The 15,362-nt window shown below is 70.8% G+C and carries 18 protein-coding genes; 12 read left to right on the top strand and 6 right to left on the bottom strand.

Annotation, left to right across the window (positions count from 1 at the left end; all coding sequences use genetic code 11):
• Nucleotides 1–10: 10 nt before the first annotated feature.
• The 5 genes from ACVN90_RS11815 to ACVN90_RS11795 all read left to right on the top strand — a co-directional run bounded on the left by ACVN90_RS11815 (nucleotide 11) and on the right by ACVN90_RS11795 (nucleotide 3,591).
• The gene (locus tag ACVN90_RS11815; protein WP_475098444.1) at nucleotides 11–1,051 is read left to right on the top strand and encodes a 4-hydroxy-3-methylbut-2-enyl diphosphate reductase; all 1,041 of its coding nucleotides are present in this window, start codon (nucleotides 11–13) and stop codon (nucleotides 1,049–1,051) included.
• The gene (locus ACVN90_RS11810) at nucleotides 1,048–1,617 is read left to right on the top strand and encodes a DUF6264 family protein (protein ID WP_475098443.1); all 570 of its coding nucleotides are present in this window, start codon (nucleotides 1,048–1,050) and stop codon (nucleotides 1,615–1,617) included. Before ACVN90_RS11815 ends, ACVN90_RS11810 begins: the two co-directional genes overlap by 4 nt.
• 137 nt (nucleotides 1,618–1,754) lie before the next feature.
• Entirely contained in the window at nucleotides 1,755–2,294 is a 540-nt protein-coding gene (locus tag ACVN90_RS11805; protein WP_475098442.1) for a sigma-70 family RNA polymerase sigma factor, read from the top strand.
• Nucleotides 2,291–3,004 carry a zf-HC2 domain-containing protein gene (locus ACVN90_RS11800; RefSeq protein WP_475098441.1) on the top strand — a complete coding sequence of 238 codons (714 nt, stop codon included), beginning with the start codon at nucleotides 2,291–2,293 and terminating at the stop codon, nucleotides 3,002–3,004. The genes ACVN90_RS11805 and ACVN90_RS11800 overlap by 4 nt, the downstream gene beginning before the upstream one ends.
• 35 nt (nucleotides 3,005–3,039) lie before the next feature.
• Complete coding sequence (locus ACVN90_RS11795) at nucleotides 3,040–3,591, top strand: MOSC domain-containing protein (protein ID WP_475098440.1); 552 nt, start codon at nucleotides 3,040–3,042, stop codon at nucleotides 3,589–3,591.
• Between the two features lie 58 nt (nucleotides 3,592–3,649).
• Here ACVN90_RS11795 and fbaA read toward each other — a convergent pair whose 3' ends face one another.
• Nucleotides 3,650–4,681, bottom strand: coding sequence for a class II fructose-bisphosphate aldolase (gene fbaA / locus ACVN90_RS11790; protein ID WP_475098439.1), 1,032 nt, complete (start codon nucleotides 4,679–4,681; stop codon nucleotides 3,650–3,652).
• 191 nt (nucleotides 4,682–4,872) lie between these two features.
• Here fbaA and glpX point away from each other — a divergent pair, with 191 nt between their 5' ends.
• Complete coding sequence (glpX, locus tag ACVN90_RS11785) at nucleotides 4,873–5,862, top strand: class II fructose-bisphosphatase (protein ID WP_310291961.1); 990 nt, start codon at nucleotides 4,873–4,875, stop codon at nucleotides 5,860–5,862.
• Between the two features lie 141 nt (nucleotides 5,863–6,003).
• Entirely contained in the window at nucleotides 6,004–6,216 is a 213-nt protein-coding gene (locus ACVN90_RS11780; protein WP_082496936.1) for a UDP-N-acetylmuramyl pentapeptide phosphotransferase, read from the top strand.
• A 3-nt stretch (nucleotides 6,217–6,219) separates the two neighbouring features.
• Here the strand turns inward: ACVN90_RS11780 and ACVN90_RS11775 are convergent, their stop codons facing one another.
• Nucleotides 6,220–7,563 carry a DNA recombination protein RmuC gene (locus tag ACVN90_RS11775; protein WP_475098438.1) on the bottom strand — a complete coding sequence of 448 codons (1,344 nt, stop codon included), beginning with the start codon at nucleotides 7,561–7,563 and terminating at the stop codon, nucleotides 6,220–6,222.
• A 64-nt stretch (nucleotides 7,564–7,627) separates the two neighbouring features.
• Nucleotides 7,628–8,230: a 3'-5' exonuclease gene (locus tag ACVN90_RS11770; RefSeq protein ID WP_475098437.1), complete on the bottom strand. Its 603-nt coding sequence runs from the start codon at nucleotides 8,228–8,230 to the stop codon at nucleotides 7,628–7,630.
• Nucleotides 8,231–8,306: 76 nt separating this feature from the next.
• On the opposite strand from ACVN90_RS11770, the gene ACVN90_RS11765 reads away from it, so the two are divergent.
• A complete protein-coding gene (locus ACVN90_RS11765) occupies nucleotides 8,307–9,065 on the top strand; it encodes a class I SAM-dependent methyltransferase (RefSeq protein WP_475098436.1) in 759 nt (252 codons plus the stop codon).
• A gap of 16 nt (nucleotides 9,066–9,081) precedes the next feature.
• Here the strand turns inward: ACVN90_RS11765 and ACVN90_RS11760 are convergent, their stop codons facing one another.
• The gene (locus tag ACVN90_RS11760) at nucleotides 9,082–9,738 is read right to left on the bottom strand and encodes a class I SAM-dependent methyltransferase (RefSeq protein WP_475098435.1); all 657 of its coding nucleotides are present in this window, start codon (nucleotides 9,736–9,738) and stop codon (nucleotides 9,082–9,084) included.
• 59 nt (nucleotides 9,739–9,797) lie between these two features.
• On the opposite strand from ACVN90_RS11760, the gene ychF reads away from it, so the two are divergent.
• Both ychF and ACVN90_RS11750 read left to right on the top strand, forming a co-directional pair.
• Entirely contained in the window at nucleotides 9,798–10,871 is a 1,074-nt protein-coding gene (gene ychF, locus ACVN90_RS11755) for a redox-regulated ATPase YchF (RefSeq protein ID WP_475098434.1), read from the top strand.
• 25 nt (nucleotides 10,872–10,896) lie between these two features.
• Nucleotides 10,897–11,463: an alpha/beta fold hydrolase gene (locus ACVN90_RS11750; protein ID WP_475098433.1), complete on the top strand. Its 567-nt coding sequence runs from the start codon at nucleotides 10,897–10,899 to the stop codon at nucleotides 11,461–11,463.
• Between the two features lie 16 nt (nucleotides 11,464–11,479).
• Here the strand turns inward: ACVN90_RS11750 and ACVN90_RS11745 are convergent, their stop codons facing one another.
• Nucleotides 11,480–12,856, bottom strand: coding sequence for a pyridine nucleotide-disulfide oxidoreductase (locus ACVN90_RS11745; RefSeq protein ID WP_475098432.1), 1,377 nt, complete (start codon nucleotides 12,854–12,856; stop codon nucleotides 11,480–11,482).
• A 107-nt stretch (nucleotides 12,857–12,963) separates the two neighbouring features.
• Between ACVN90_RS11745 and ACVN90_RS11740 the strand changes: the two genes are divergently transcribed.
• Together ACVN90_RS11740 and ACVN90_RS11735 are read left to right on the top strand one after the other, a co-directional pair.
• Nucleotides 12,964–13,692 carry a phosphatase PAP2 family protein gene (locus ACVN90_RS11740; RefSeq protein ID WP_475098431.1) on the top strand — a complete coding sequence of 243 codons (729 nt, stop codon included), beginning with the start codon at nucleotides 12,964–12,966 and terminating at the stop codon, nucleotides 13,690–13,692.
• Between the two features lie 64 nt (nucleotides 13,693–13,756).
• The gene (locus ACVN90_RS11735) at nucleotides 13,757–14,557 is read left to right on the top strand and encodes a DUF1206 domain-containing protein (protein ID WP_475098430.1); all 801 of its coding nucleotides are present in this window, start codon (nucleotides 13,757–13,759) and stop codon (nucleotides 14,555–14,557) included.
• Between the two features lie 16 nt (nucleotides 14,558–14,573).
• Here the strand turns inward: ACVN90_RS11735 and ACVN90_RS11730 are convergent, their stop codons facing one another.
• Nucleotides 14,574–15,350 carry a patatin-like phospholipase family protein gene (locus ACVN90_RS11730; protein ID WP_475098429.1) on the bottom strand — a complete coding sequence of 259 codons (777 nt, stop codon included), beginning with the start codon at nucleotides 15,348–15,350 and terminating at the stop codon, nucleotides 14,574–14,576.
• Between the last annotated feature and the right edge of the window lie 12 nt (nucleotides 15,351–15,362).

Below are 15,362 nucleotides of genomic sequence, written 5' to 3'. Positions count from 1 at the left end.
CCCTGTGAGCATGCCCGTACCTAGGGTCCCGCGGCGGCGCGAACCGCTCAAGGATATCGCCGGGGCCGGACACAAGCGGGTGCTCCTGGCATCGCCGCGCGGCTATTGCGCGGGCGTGGACCGCGCCGTCATCGCCGTCGAGAAGGCGCTCGAGCGCTTCGGCGCGCCCGTGTACGTCCGCAAGCAGATCGTGCACAACATCCACGTCGTGACCGAGCTCGAGAAGCAGGGTGCGATCTTCGTCGAAGAGGTCGACGAGGTTCCGGCCGGCGCCCACGTCGTGTTCAGCGCGCACGGGGTGTCGCCCGCGGTCGTGAACGAGGCATCCGATCGGGGCCTTCTTGCCATCGACGCGACCTGCCCTCTCGTCACGAAGGTGCACCGCGAGGCCGTGCGCTTCGCGCGCGACGACTTCGAGATCCTGCTGATCGGCCACGAGGGACACGAAGAAGTCGAGGGGACGGCGGGCGAGGCGCCCGACCACGTCACCATCGTCAACTCGCCCGAAGAAGCCGACACCATCGAGGTGCGCGATCCGTCGAAGGTCGTCTGGCTGTCGCAGACGACGCTGTCGGTCGACGAGACCATGGAGACGGTGCGCCGTCTGCGCGTGCGCTTCCCGGAGCTGCAGGATCCGCCGTCGGACGACATCTGCTACGCCACGCAGAACCGTCAGGTCGCCATCAAGAAGGTCGCGAAGGACGCCGACCTCGTGATCGTCGTCGGCTCGGCGAACTCCTCGAACAGCGTGCGGCTCGTCGAGGTCGCCCTCGAGTACGGCGCGAAGGCGGCGTACCGCGTGGACTACGCGGACGAGATCGAGCAGGCGTGGCTCGACGGGGTTGAGACCGTCGGCGTCACCAGCGGAGCATCGGTGCCGGAGGTGCTCGTCCAGCAGGTGCTCGAGGACCTCGCCGCGGCCGGCTACGGCGAGGTGGAAGAGGTGCGCACCGCGGAGGAGGACCTGATGTTCTCGCTCCCGAAGGAGCTGCGACAGGACCTCGCGGGCAAGCGCGACGACCGCGCCCTGGGCGGGCGGAGCCGCTCGTGAGCGACCCCGGGAACACCGAACCCGAACTGCGCTCGCGTCCGCGCCCGCAGTACGGCGAGTACGCGACCCCCGAGGAGCAGCGCGCGCGCATCCAGGAGCCGGCGCCGTGGCAGCTGGAGCCGGCCGCGCCGATCATGACGGATGCGCCGGCTGCCGGCATCCCATCCGCTCCCGTCGTCGCCGAGAAGCGGCAGCACCCGGTCGACCGCATCATCACGTTCGCGCTGCTCGCGTACGGCCTGGTGAACGTGATCGCGTCGATTCCGGCCTTCCTGGACTACGGCAGCTACGCCGAGACGATGCTCGGGGTGATGGGGGTCGACGCGCAGCTCTCGGACCCTGCCGCCGGGAAGCCGTGGGCGATCTCAGCCGTCATCGTCCTCGCGGTCGGCTGGTGCGTGACGACCGCCCTGTCGGTCTGGAACATGCGCCGCTCGCGGGTGTCGTGGTGGATCCCGCTGGCGGGCGGCGTCGTCTTCTCGCTGACGGCCGGCGCGCTGATGGTCGCTCCGCTGATGAACGACCCCGCCGTCTGGCAGGCGCTCCTCGACAGCACGCGGCTCTGAGCTCGAGCGGCTCGCGGCGTCCGTCCCGTGCGGTCCCGACGCGCCGGGTCCATACTCACAGGTGACGGCGCGGACGCGCTGCGGATTCACGTGAACCCGCGGGTGGTGTGTCTCGTGTCTCCTGCGGGAGGTGATGGATGCCGCACGACAGCGTGGAGCGTCGAGACAGCGCAGCCGGACGCGATGCCGCGCGGCTGGCCGCGCTGTTCGACGCACATGCGGCGCCGGTGTGGCGCTATGTCGTGCATCTCACCGGCGACCGCGCCGGTGCCGACGACATCGTGCAGGAGACACTGCTGCGGGCGTGGCGAACGCCCAAGATCCTCGAGCAGGATCCCTCGACCACGCGCTCGTGGATGTTCACGGTGGCGCGCCACCTCGTGATCGACGAGGCGCGCAGCGCACGGCGCCGACGCGAGATCGACGTCGCGGAGGTCCCCGAGCGCAGCGCGCCGGATGCCACCGATGCGCTGTTCGAGGCGATCCTCGTCGAGGAGGCGCTGGCGACGCTCACGACGGACCATCGCGCCGTCGTCGTGCGCGCATACTATCGCGGGCTCTCGGTCGCCCAGATGGCCGACGAACTCGACATCCCGGAGGGCACCGTCAAGTCGCGCCTCCACTACGGCCTGCGCGCCCTCCGGCTCACCCTGCAGGAGAGGGGGGTGACGCGATGACCACGGATCACGCCCGCTTCGCCGACTGGGACGCCGCGTACGTCGTGCGCGCGCTGAGCGTGGACGACCGCCGCCGGTACGAGGCGCACCTCGACGGCTGTCCGGTGTGCCGCGACGCCATCGCCGACCTCGCGCCGACGATGGGCCTGCTCGCCCGCGTCGCGCCCGAGCGCGCCGAGGCGCTTCTCGCTCCGTCCGACCAGGGCAGCCCCGACCCTGCGGCGCGGGAGCGCCTGGTCGTCCGCGGCACGCGCGACTCCCGCCGGCGCCGCGTGATCGCCTGGGGGAGTGGCCTCGCGGCCGCGGCAGCGGTCGCCGTCGTGGTCGCCTTCGCCGTGACGACGGCGGTCACCCCCGCGAGCGGTCCCGAGGAGGTCGTGGCGCTGCAGGCCGTGACCGATGTGCCGCTGACCGCGAAGGTCGAGCTCACCGACGTCGCGTGGGGCACCCGCATCGCCATGACCTGCCACTACCCTCCCAGCCGCGACCCATACGCGGCCGACAAGGAGTGGCCCTATGTGCTGGTGGTGACCTCCACCGACGGCACGACCAGCGAGTTGTCGTCCTGGCGCGCCGGACCGGGGACGACGGCTCACCTCGACGCCGGCACGGCTCTCGACCGCGACGACATCGCCTCGATCGAGGTGCGCGCCGTCTCGGACGGCCGCGTGCTGCTGCGCGGCGAGCCGGCGGCGCCGCCGGGGGAGTGAGCGCTGGGCGCGGGGCCCGTGGCTAGGATGAGCGGATGCCTCGCCTGGTCGCCGTCTGCGCCGTCCGACAACTGCGTCCCGATGCCGGCTCGGTCGGCGTGACCGCGATCGACAAGGGCCCGGTCGACGGACCGGTGAGGGTCGGGCCGTACGGCGTGTACGCCGACGTGCAGGCCGACCGCAAGCATCACGGCGGCTTCGACAAGGCGCTCTACGCGTACGCCGCAGAAGACGCCGCGTTCTGGGAGTCCGAGCTCGGTCGCGAGCTTCCGCCCGGCTGGTTCGGCGAGAACCTGCGGGTCGAGGGGATCGACGTCAACGCCGCGCTCATCGGCGAGCGGTGGCGGATCGGCGACCGTGTCGAGGTCGAGGTGACGATGCCGCGCACCCCCTGCCAGACGTTCGCGCGCTGGGTCGGCGGCGACGACGCGCGCGGCTGGGTCAAGCGGTTCGCGAACGAGCGCCGCCTCGGCCCTTACCTGCGGGTCGTGCAGGGCGGTCGCGTGCAGGCCGGCGACGAGATCGTCGTCGTCCATCGCCCCGAGGGCGCACCAGGTCTCCTCGATCGCTATACCGATCCCGAGTAGACGAAAGCCCCGGCGCCGGCCGCGAGGCCGGTGCCGAGGCATCCGTCGAATCCGCTGCTTACGCGGCGAGGCTCTTGCCGGCCGAACCGAGCTGCTGCGTGGCCTCCACCACGCGGGCGGCCATCGCCGACTCCGCGATCTTGCCCCACGCGCGCGGGTCGTAGGCCTTCTTGTTGCCCACCTCGCCGTCGACCTTCAGGACCCCGTCGTAGTTCTGGAACATGAAGCCGGCGACGGAGCGCGTGAACGCGTACTGCGTGTCGGTGTCGATGTTCATCTTCACGACGCCGTTGGCGACCGCGAGCGCGATCTCCTCGTCGGTGGAGCCGCTGCCGCCGTGGAAGACGAGGTCGAGGGGCTTCGGGCCGGTGCCGAACTTCGACGCGATGCCCTCCTGGATCTCGCCGAGGAGCTCGGGGCGGAGCTTGACGTTGCCCGGCTTGTAGACGCCGTGGACGTTGCCGAAGGTGAGGGCCGAGATGTAGCGGCCGTTCTCGCCGAGGCCCAGGGCCTCGACGGCCTTGGTCACGTCGGCGACCGTCGTGTAGAGCGCCTCGTTGGAGCCCTCGTGCTGCACGCCGTCCTCTTCGCCGCCGACGACGCCGATCTCGACCTCGAGGATCGCGTTGATGTTCTTGAGGCGGGGCAGGAGGTCCTTCGCGATCTCGATGTTCTCGTCGAGCGGCACGGCCGAGCCGTCCCACATGTGGGACTGGAAGATCGGGTTGCGGCCGGCCTTGACCTCTTCCTCCGAGGCCTCGAGGAGCGGCAGCACGAAGTCGGCGAGCGCGGGCTTGGGGCAGTGGTCGGTGTGGAGCGCGACCGTGATCGGGTAGCTCTTGGCGACCTCGGTGGCGAACTTCGCGAAGGCGAGAGCGCCGGCCGCGCGAGCCTTGACGGTGTGGCCGGCGAAGTAGTCGGCGCCACCCGTCGTCACCTGGATGATGCCGTCGGAACCGGCCTCGGTGAGGCCCTGCAGCACGGCGTTGATCGACTGCGAACTGGCGGCGTTGATGGCGGGATACGCGAAGCCACCGGCCTTCGCGCGGTCCAGCATGTCGGCGTACTGCTCCGGGGTGGCGACGGGCATGAGTGCTCCCTTTGATCGAGTGGGGTTCACCGCAAACTCTACCCAAGCGCCGGGTGACGGACCGGATGCCGCGACTCGGCCTCGTGCGGGAAATCCACGTCCCTGCACTATCGGAAAGAAACGCGATTCCTTCGCTTGCCGTTGCGTGAAATTCCCGTGAATCGGGCGCGATGCTGGCATAGGCTGACCGCATGGTGAGCCTGACCGCGGACATGAGTCCCCTCCACCCCGACCGCAACCTCGCACTCGAACTCGTGCGCGCGACTGAAGCGGCGGCGATCCGAGCGGTGCCGTTCATCGGCCGTGGCGCCAAGGAAGCGGCCGACGGGGCCGCCGTCGACGCGATGCGAGCGTTCTTCACCACCGTCAACTTCGACGGGACCATCGTCATCGGCGAGGGTGAGAAGGACGAAGCGCCCATGCTCTACAACGGCGAACGGGTCGGCAACGGCCGTGGCCCGCAGGCCGACGTCGCGGTCGACCCGATCGACGGCACGTCGCTGACCGCAGCCGGCCGCAACAATGCGCTGTCGGTGATCGCCGTCTCCGACCACGGCACGATGCTCGACGCCTCCAGCGTCTTCTACATGGACAAGCTCGTCACCGGCCCCGCCGGCGTGGGTGTCGTCGACATCCGCCTTCCGATCGGTGAGAACATCCGCCGGCTCGCCAAGGCGCTGGACAAGCCCGTCGACGAGCTCGTCGTCTCGGTGCTGCACCGTCCGCGGCACGAGCGTCTCATCGAAGAGATCCGCGAGGCCGGCGCCGGCACGCGCCTGATGAGCGACGGCGACGTCGCCGGCGGCATCAACGCCGCGCGCCACAACGCCCGCACCGACATGTGCGTCGGCGTCGGCGGCAGCCCCGAGGGCATCGTCACCGCGTGTGCGATCAAGGCGCTCGGCGGCCACATCCAGGGTCGCCTCTGGCCGCGCGATGACGACGAGAAGCAGCGCGGCATCGACGCGGGCCTCAATCTCGACGGATTCGTGTACGAGGCCGACGACCTCGTGAAGGGCAACAACACGATCTTCGTCGCCACCGGCGTCACCGACGGCGCGCTCGTCGCCGGCGTCCGACGTGAGGGCGGGTACGTCTACACCGAGAGCGTCGTGCTGCGCGGGGCGTCGGGGACGCTGCGCCGGATCTCGTCGGAGCATCTCGTCTCGAAGTGGCTCTGACCGCCTGACGCGGTGCGCGTCGCGCACGCGACACGTGACGCTGCCGTGACCCTTTCGTGACCGTCGCCGCGGGGAACTCTGGCAGAATCTTGTGTGGTGTCGATGGAGACACGTTCGTGTTTCCTACTCGAGGAGTTGACGATGTCTGCGCACTCAGCCGATCCGTCGTCGCCCCAGACGGGCGCACAAGCCGTGGTCGCCAACGCGATCGATCCGGCCCGCCGGCCTGACGTTCTGCTGCGCGTCCGCCGTGACGAAGGTCACGAGATCAGCGCGTGGTGGATGATCGGCGCGTTCGTCGGCGTCTCCGCCGCGGTCATCGTCCTGCTGAGCTTCGTCCCCGGCGGCGCCTGAGCCTCACTCGTTCGGCGACGCGATGCGTGCGCGCACCTCGCCGAGCTCCGCGGTGGCGGTGAGCGGCGTCACCTCGGCGTCGTTCCCGGCACCCGCAGCGGTGGCCACCTCGAGGCCGGGAAGCGTCTCATCGAGGAGCTCGGGCGCAGTGAGGCGACGCGGGCTCTTCTCGATCGCCGCAGGCTCGTTCACCGCGTCGAGTTTGGTGGCGTCGATGCCGGGGAACTTGCGCGCGCTGACCAGCACGCGCGTCTCCAGCGAGCCTGCGAACCGGTTGTAGCTGTCGACCGTGCGCTCGATCGCCCGGCGCAGGTCGTCGGCGTGGGACGCCAGCGACCCGAGCCGCTCGTAGAGCTGGTTGCCGAGGTCGAAGAGGGCGCGGGCCTCTTGTGAGACGTCCTGCTGGGTCCAGGTGTACGCGACGGTCTTGAGCACCGCCCAGAGGTTCACCGGCGACGCCAGCGCGACGCGCTTGCCGAAGGCGTAGTCGAGAAGTGAGGGGTCTTCTTCGAGGGCCGCCGCGAGCAGCGACTCGCTCGGCACGAAGCAGACCACGAACTCGGGGCTGGACGAGAGCCCCGCCCAGTACGTCTTGCGGGCGAGTGCGTCGACGTGCGCCCGCACCGCCTTGACGTGCTTGTCGAGCAGGCTCCGCCGCCGGGCCGCCTCGGCGCCCTGCGCCGTCAGCGGGATCGCGCTCGCCTCGAGGAACGCGTCGAGCGGCACCTTTGCGTCGACGGCGATCGCCTTGTCGCCGGGGAGGCGGATGACCATGTCGGGGCGCCCGGCGCCCGCATCGGATGTGATCGAAGCCTGCAGGTCGAAATCAACGTGACGCGTGAGCCCCGCGGCCTCGACGACACGGCGCAGCTGGGTTTCGCCCCACACGCCTCGGGTGCTGCCCGAGCGCAGCGCGCTCGCCAGCGACTCCGTGGTCGCGCGCAGCGCCTCGTCGGACTCGTGTGCGCGTCGCAGCTGCTCGGCCAGCGTGCCGAACTGCAGATGGCGGTCGCGTTCGAGATCGTCGACCTTGGTGTGCATCGCCGCCAGCGTCTCCTGCACCGGGGCGAGCGCGCGCAGCACCGACTGCTCGCGCCGCTCGCGCTCCTCGCGCGCGGCCTGGTCGTGGCGCGCCTGGCTGGCGAGCTCGCGGTAGAGCACCTGCTGGTGTTCGAGCTGCGCCTGCACGCCCTGCCGCGCGGCCTCCGACCCCGCGAGCCGGGCGGTGAGATCGGCCTGCTCACGCGCGGCGCGCGCTGCGCCACGGGCCAACCCCGCCGCCCAGCCCGCCATCGCGCCGACGAGGAGGGAGGCGATCACCACCACACTGATCACGACTGCGTCCATGCCTAAAGGGTGCCCGATGCCTCGGACATCGCCGCGGCGGCGGGCCGCAGCATCCGCTTCCGCGTCACGCGACGGCGAAAGAGACCGCGGGTACGTCGGCGACCGCGATCTGCGACACACGGACGCCGACCGCCGCGGTGAGGCCCTCGATGTCGTCGGCGCCGACGCGCCGTGCCGCATCGATCATGACGTGGGCGCACGCCATCGCGTCGGCCGTGGCGTTGTGGTGCGGGAAGTCGGCGAAGCCGGCCTCTGCGGCGACGAACGGCAGCCGGTACGACTCGAGCCTGTAGACCCTGCGGGCGACCTGCAGGCTGCAGGCGTAGCGGTAGGGCGGGCACTCGTCGCCGGTCGCGTCGCACGCGCGCTTGAGTACGGCCATGTCGAAGCCGGCGTTGTGGGCGACGAGGACATCGGAGCCCGCGAACGCGACGATGTCGGCGAGCTGGCGACTCCACGGAGCCGCGTCGACGACGTCCTCGGGACGGATGCCGTGGATGCGCACGTTGAGCTCGAAGAACACGTCGTGCCCGGCCGGCGGGCGGATCAGCCAGCCCGTCCTGTCGACGATCCGGCCGCCGCGCACCCGCACGAGCCCGACCGCGCAGGCCGAGGCGTTGCTGGAGTTCGCCGTTTCGAAGTCGATCGCGGTGAAATCCAGAGGCACGTCCCCAGATTCACCCCGCGCCGCCTGCGCGGACGGAAGGCGCGCCGAGCGCGCCCGGTCGTCATAGGGTCGGAGCATGGCCAGTCGCGAAGAGATGTCGCTGTCGTTCGGGGCCGCCGCGGGCGCGTACGAGTCGGGCAGGCCAGACTATCCGCGCGAGGCCGTGGACTGGATGCTCGCGCCGGTTCGCGAGCCCGGACGCGCGGTCCGCGTCGCCGACGTCGGGGCGGGAACGGGCAAGCTGACCCGCACGATCGTCGAGGCGGGTGCCGAGGTCGTCGCGATCGACCCGGACGCCGACATGCTGGCAGCTCTCCGCGAGCACGTCCACGGCGTCCCGACCTTCGTGGGGACGGCGGAACGGATGCCGCTTCCCGACGCCTCCGTCGACGCGGTGCTGCTCGGCCAGGCGTGGCACTGGGTCGACCCGGTCGCCGCCTCCGCCGAGGTCGGGCGCGCGCTCCGCCAGGGCGGCGTGCTCGGGCTGGTCTGGAACATCCGCGACGAATCCGATCCCTGGGTCGCGCGGCTCACCTCTGCGATGCACGGCAGCCACGCCGAGGAGATGCTCGCCGGCGACGGGCCCCGCGCGGCGGATCCGTTCGACGGGCTCGAACACCGGGCGTGGACGTGGACCCGCTCCCTCACGCGGGCCGCGCTGCTCGACATGGTCGCCTCGCGCAGCTACGTCATCACCGCCTCCGAGGTGGACAGGACGGCGATCCTCGCGGCCGTGAGTGCGCTGTTCGACGACCGCCGCATCACCGAGGCCACCGGCGTCGAGGTCGTCGACCTCCCGTACGTGACGCACGCATATCGCGCCATCCGCTCCTGAACGCCCGCCCGGCGGGCTACGCGCGGACGGCACCCACGACGTGCCACGGCCCGCTGACTTCGCGGTAGCGCGGCTCCAACCCGCGCCCGGTGAGTACGGCGATCATCGCGTCGGGCATGTGGGCGTACGCACGGTACGGGTTGCCGGTCAGGGTGTACCACGCGTTGATCGCGCGCGCCGAGAACCGGGCGAACAGCGTGCGCGGCGGGTGGCTGAACACGACAGCGTGCTTGGCGCGGCCGGCAGCAGCGCCCAGGAGGCGTTCGTAATCGGGATAGCAGCACACCACCCGGTGCAGCACGACGATGTCGGCGCGCTCGACGGCATCGGGCGTGCCCGCGAGATCGACCCCCAGCATCCGTGTCACCCGATCGCGCAAGCCCGCCTCGTCGAGCAGCCGCGCGGCCTCGGGTTCGTAGGCGGCCGACAGCTCGACGTTCGTGGTGTGGGACGCGCCCCGCTTGAGCGCCTCGAGCTGGATGTCGCCGATCCCGCCGCCGATCTCGAGCAGCGAGGCTCCTGCCAGGCCGATCGAGCTCGCGAAGTCGAGCACGAGCGCCGCGCTCGGCGTCAGACCGTCGCGTCGGTACTGGTGCGCGAGCCGCCGGGCGAACCGGGCGTTGAACTCCCGGTCGTAGCCCTCCGGCGCGTGCGGTGCACAGCACTCGTCCACGCGCTCAGTATCGCGCCCGGGGAAGGGCCGGGCAACGCCGCCATCTAGACTGGATGCCCGTGGCTCTCACCATCGGAATCGTCGGTCTCCCGAACGTCGGCAAGTCGACCCTCTTCAATGCCCTGACCAAGAACCAGGTTCTCGCGGCGAACTACCCGTTCGCGACGATCGAGCCCAACATCGGCGTGGTCAACCTGCCCGATCCGCGGCTCGACAGGCTGGCCGAGATCTTCCATTCCGAGCGGATCCTGCCCGCCGCGGTGTCGTTCGTCGACATCGCCGGCATCGTGCGCGGCGCGAGCGAGGGCGAGGGCCTCGGCAACAAGTTCCTCGCGAACATCCGCGAGGCTGACGCCATCGCCCAGGTCGTGCGCGGCTTCGACGACGACGACGTGGTGCATGTCGACGGTGCGGTCAACCCGCAGGGCGACATGGAGACCATCAACGCCGAGCTGCAGCTCGCCGATCTCGAGACCCTCGAGAAGGCGATCACGCGGTACGAGAAGGAGGTCAAGGGCAAGAAGCTCGACCCCTCCGTGCTCGCCGCCGCGGTCGAGGCGAAGGACGCCCTCGAGCGCGGCGTGCTGCTGTCGGCCTCGGGCATCGACCTCACGCCGATCAAGGAGCTGGGCCTGCTGACTGCGAAGCCGTTCATCTTCGTCTTCAACGTCGACGAGGCGGTCTTGACGGATGCTGCGAAGAAGGCCTCGCTCGAGGCTCTGGTCGCCCCCGCCAAGGCGGTCTTCCTCGACGCGAAGATCGAGTCCGAGCTCATCGACCTCGACCCCGAGGACGCGGCGGAGCTGCTCGCGTCGACGGGGCAGGACGAGTCGGGTCTCGACCAGCTCGCACGCATCGGGTTCGACACTCTGGGCCTCCAGACGTACCTCACGGCCGGCCCCAAGGAGGCCCGCGCCTGGACGATCGGCAAGGGCTGGAAGGCCCCGCAGGCCGCCGGCGTGATCCACACCGACTTCGAGAAGGGCTTCATCAAGGCCGAGGTCATCTCGTTCGACGATCTCGTCGAGACCGGCTCCGTGGTGGAGGCCCGCTCGAAGGGCAAGGCCCGCCTCGAGGGCAAGGACTACGTCATGCAGGACGGCGACGTCGTCGAGTTCCGCTTCAACGTCTGACGACTGCTCCCTGGAAAGGCTTGCCATGACCGACACCACGCAGATCTTCGAGCCCGACGGCCGCGCGATCCCCTACATCGTCGAGGGCGACGGGCCCATCGGCCTGGTGCTGATCGCCGAACCCGGTCAGGACGCCCTCGGCGTCGTGGGACACTACCTCGCCGAGGAGGCGGGGTTCCACATCATCCGCGTCGGGTACCGTACGAACGTCGACGCCGCGACGACCGCCGACCAGGCTGATGACGTCGTCGCTGTCATCGATGAGCTGGGCCTCGCGCGCACCTGGGTCGGCGGGCACGGCCGCGGCGGCACTGTCGCTCGGGCGCTGGTCGCCGCCCACCCGGAGCGCGTCAACGGACTGCTGCTGCTGGGCGTGGAGGACGAGGACATCGCGCTCGCCCCGGTGATCCCGGTCCTCATCGTGCAGGGCGCCGACGACGAGGTGACCCCGCCCGCCAACGGCGAACGCCTGCAGTCGACGGCGCCCGAGCGGGCGAGCGTCAAGACCCTCGACGAGGCCGGTCATCTCTTCCCGCTCACGCACCCCGTCGAGACGGCGGTCATCGTCGAGGAGTACCTCGACTGGGACTGAGCTCCCGGCGCACCGGCTACGCGATCCCGGCGAACTCCGCCAGACGTGCGCGTCCCGGGCCGATGTTCTCCTTGAACCGCGCCGCGGCCGCGAGCACGGCCGGGTCGTCCACCCGCTCCGGAGCAACGCGCGCCGGATTCAGCGAGGTGGTGTTCGACCACGCGCGCAGGTCGGTCTCCCTCGACATCGCGAGCGACGCGTCACCGCCGATCGTCTGCATCGTCGCCCAGTCCGCGGGGGTGTCGGAGTACGGCGACGGGCGGCAGACGCGGTTCTTCTCCGCGTCGTCGTCCCGCGTCGCCTCGACATAGCCGGTGAGCGCCGCGCCGTAGCAAGGGAAGCCGACCCGGACCGGCTGCGGGACGATCGCCTCCGGCGTCCAGATCGGCGTGAGCCCCGGGTACTTCAGCCCCTCGGCCGCGCAGTGCACGACGAGCGAGTCGGCGGGTACGTGCACGTCGCCGTCCGCGAACGACAGGCGTCCCCGGCCGACGGACTGCACGTGCCCGCGGCGGATGACGTCGTCGATCGTGCGGACGAGGTCGAGCTCCCACGTGGCGAGCGTCGGTGTCTTCGCCATCGTCGGGGTGACCGCGGAATCGAAGCGCAGCATGATCCCGGCGTCTTCCATGCGGAGGAAGGCATCGTCGGCATCGGATGCTGCGGCAGCAGCGGCCATCGTGTCGGCGGCCATTCCGAGGAAGATGGCCGGATCGGGCTGCACGACGGCGCGGTTGAGCAGCCACGGATCGCGAGGGCGCACCCACGTGATCGCAGTCGGTGCGACGCCGTTCTGCAGCAGCCAGACGCACGTGTCGGTCGCGGTCTTGCCCGCGCCCACGATGACGTAATGACCGGGCGCCTCCGTGATGCGGACGAGCTCGTTCACCGCGACGACGTGGGCGCCGTCCTCGATCGCGAACGGCGGGGGAGTGAGGAGCGGGATATCGGGTGACAGGTATCGCGCGTCCACGACGCGGGCACGCGGCGCGTGGAACCGGGCGCCGCTCAGCAGCGATACGAACCGGCGGTCGCCCAGGTACTCGCTGCGGCCGTGGAACGCGACGCGACCCGACCGGACGAGCCGAGCGAGCACACGGGCGTAGTACTCCGCCACCTCCGCGGCACTCGCCCGCTCGTGAAGCCCGCGCTCCGGGCCGTCGTCCTGCAGCCGCCCGCCGCCGAGCAGCGTCGAGGCGACGCCGTAGAAGGCCGACGCCTGGTGCAGTCGCACGAATCCGTAGGCGTCGAGCCAGTGACCGCCGGCCCCATGCCGGCGTTCGACGATCGCGACCGACACGTCTTCGGCGGCCGTGGTGAGGGCGTCCACGAACGCCATCCCCATCGCCCCCGCCCCGACGACGACATAGTCGACGTCGACGATCGCCTCCATGCGCTCATCAGAGCAGTGCACGTGCCGCCCGTCAATGCCCCTACGACACGGAGACCGTCGACGGCAAGGGGCCGCGCGCCGGGCTCGCCCCTGTCCACAATGGTCGCGTGGGTGAGAACGAAGAACGCCAGGGCAGTCGCGGGCCGCTCGCTGCGACGCCCGACGGGCCGCCTCCGCACCCCGATCCCCACCCCGATCCCCACCGCGCGACCGTGCTGCTGATCGGCGTGGTGGCCACGGTCCTGTTCGTGGTGCTGCGCTTCGCAGTCGCGCTGGGCGGACACGATCCCCTTGCGGTCGACGTCTGGTGGGACGATGTCATGCTCGCCGGCCTGAACGACCTGGGTCTTGTGATCGCCTGGGTGCCCGCCGTCGTCGGCGGCGTGGTCGGCGCGCCGGTGGTCGGGATCCTCATCATCGTGATCTTCCTCTGGCGGCGACGACGATGGGATGCTGCGACCCTCGCGGTCGCCATCGTCACTGTGACGGCGATCGGCGCCCCGATGGCCGCGGTCATCGCGCGGGTGCGGCCGTCGGAGTCGCTCGCCGAGAGCGTGGCCACCTCTTTCCCGTCGGGTCACACTGCCGTCGCGACGACAATCGCCGTCACGCTGGGACTGCTGCTGCGCCGCTGGTACGTCTGGACGCTCGGCGTGGTCTGGGTCGTCTACATGATGTGGAGCCGCACGTACCTCCACGCCCACTGGGCGAGCGATGTGCTCGCGGGGGTGCTGGAGGGCATCGCGGTGGCCTGCCTGGTGTGGAGCGCGATGCAGGCCTACCGCATCCGGAGGGCGATGTCTTTGCGGGCGTCTTCGTCGGAGCCGGACACCTGAGCACGGTTCCCGTGCGGATATCAAGCCCCACTCCTGCGGGAATCCCGGGGGATACGCTTCGCGGATGACCAGTGCCAAGAGTGCCGCGCGGGCCGCGACCGACTCACCCGTCTTCCGGACGATCGCCCGCATCGGCTATGTCGTCCTCGGCATCGTGCACATCGTGATCGGAGCCATCGCGATTTCGGTCGCGACCGGCGGGGCGGGCGAGGCGGACCAAGGCGGTGCCATGGAGAGGATCCGCGAGACCCCCGCCGGAGTCTTCCTCCTCTGGGCGATCGTGCTCGGCCTCGCGGCGCTGGCCGTCTGGCAGGTCGCCGAAGCCCTTGTGGAGCAGGACCCCGACACCAAGAAGAAGTGGGGGTATCGCGTCAAGTACGCGGGCACCGCCGTCGCCTACCTCGCGATCGCGTTCACCGCCCTCGTGTACGCGCTCGGCGGAAGCTCCGATTCCTCGCAGTCCTCGCAGTCTCTGAGCGCCCGGCTGATCGACAGCCCCGGGGGACTGCTCGTGCTGGTCCTGATCGGGCTCATCGTGCTCGCCATCGGCGTCGCCTTCATCGTGCGCGGCTTCACCCGCGCCTTCGAGAAGCGCCTCGACCTCCCGGCGGGCGTCGCTCGCAAGGGCATCGTGACGTTCGGCGTCGTCGGCTACGTCGCGAAGGGAATCGCTGTGGCGGTGGCTGGTGCGCTGTTCGTGGTCGCCGCCTTCACACACGATCCCGAAGCGGCGGGCGGACTGGATGCCGCGCTCCACACCCTGGCCGGACTGCCGCTCGGATCCGTCGTCCTGTGGGTGGTGGCCGCCGGGCTGATGATCTACGGCGTGTTCTGCTTCGCCCGCGCCCGCTACGCGCGGATGTGAGAGCCCGCCCGGGCGGTCACTCGACCACGAGCTCCGCAGCAGAGCGTGAAGACAGATCCTGCGGGGCCGCAGCATCCAATGCCGTCGTCGCCGCGCGGCGCCCCTCCTCGATGAGACGCGGCACGTCGGTCATCCGCCACTGAGCCATGCCCTCCATCTCGGGCTGGATCAGCACGACCGATGGGTCGGCGACGAGATCCGCGGTGCGGGTGACGGTGCGCATCATGCGCACGTTCTCCCACTTCGCGTGCAATCGCACCACGATCACGCGCGTGGCTCCGAGGGCGCGCGCGGCGGCGACCGGGACGTTGTCGATCATGCCTCCGTCGGCGAGCAGCGCATCGCCGCGGCGGATCGGGGGGAGCAGTCCCGGCACCGCGACCGTCGCGCGGAGCGCGGCGCTCAGCGGACCCTCGTCGAGGATGATCCCGCGCCGCGTGCGCAGGTCGGTGGCGTACGCCGCGAAGCGGCGGGGCAGGTGCTCGATGTGCGGGTCCTCGCCGAGGGCGCGCGGAACGGCATCGACGATCGCGGTGGTGTCGAGCAGACCCCAGCGCGGAGTCAGCGACCAGCGCGCGATCGCGCTCCAGCGGAACGTGCGTGCGGCGCGCTCGATGGCGTGCGGCTCCAGGCCCGCGGCGTAGGCGGCGGCGACGAGGGCACCCGAACTCGTGCCGGTTGCGATGCCGGGACGGATGCCTCGCTCGGCCAGCACCTGCAGGACGCCGACGTGGGCGGCGCCGAATGCGCCACCGCCTCCGAGTACGAGCCCCAGCTCAGGGTCGTCGATCATTGGTCCTCCGCT

The organism is Microbacterium sp. F01, assembly GCF_056156365.1.
This window is presented reverse-complemented; position numbering and strand designations above follow the sequence as displayed.

Bases quoted from the DNA above. Each gene is read 5' to 3' on its own strand.
- ACVN90_RS11800 (WP_475098441.1), top strand. From the start codon at position 2,291: ATGACCACGGATCACGCCCGCTTCGCCGACTGGGACGCCGCGTACGTC.
- ACVN90_RS11795 (WP_475098440.1), top strand. From the start codon at position 3,040: ATGCCTCGCCTGGTCGCCGTCTGCGCCGTCCGACAACTGCGTCCCGAT.
- ACVN90_RS11750 (WP_475098433.1), top strand. From the start codon at position 10,897: ATGACCGACACCACGCAGATCTTCGAGCCCGACGGCCGCGCGATCCCC.
- ACVN90_RS11775 (WP_475098438.1), bottom strand. From the start codon at position 7,563: ATGGACGCAGTCGTGATCAGTGTGGTGGTGATCGCCTCCCTCCTCGTC.
- ACVN90_RS11730 (WP_475098429.1), bottom strand. From the start codon at position 15,350: ATGATCGACGACCCTGAGCTGGGGCTCGTACTCGGAGGCGGTGGCGCA.
- ACVN90_RS11765 (WP_475098436.1), top strand. From the start codon at position 8,307: ATGGCCAGTCGCGAAGAGATGTCGCTGTCGTTCGGGGCCGCCGCGGGC.
- glpX (WP_310291961.1), top strand. From the start codon at position 4,873: ATGGTGAGCCTGACCGCGGACATGAGTCCCCTCCACCCCGACCGCAAC.
- ACVN90_RS11805 (WP_475098442.1), top strand. From the start codon at position 1,755: ATGCCGCACGACAGCGTGGAGCGTCGAGACAGCGCAGCCGGACGCGAT.
- ACVN90_RS11735 (WP_475098430.1), top strand. From the start codon at position 13,757: ATGACCAGTGCCAAGAGTGCCGCGCGGGCCGCGACCGACTCACCCGTC.
- ACVN90_RS11745 (WP_475098432.1), bottom strand. From the start codon at position 12,856: ATGGAGGCGATCGTCGACGTCGACTATGTCGTCGTCGGGGCGGGGGCG.
- ACVN90_RS11780 (WP_082496936.1), top strand. From the start codon at position 6,004: ATGTCTGCGCACTCAGCCGATCCGTCGTCGCCCCAGACGGGCGCACAA.
- ACVN90_RS11815 (WP_475098444.1), top strand. From the start codon at position 11: ATGCCCGTACCTAGGGTCCCGCGGCGGCGCGAACCGCTCAAGGATATC.
- fbaA (WP_475098439.1), bottom strand. From the start codon at position 4,681: ATGCCCGTCGCCACCCCGGAGCAGTACGCCGACATGCTGGACCGCGCG.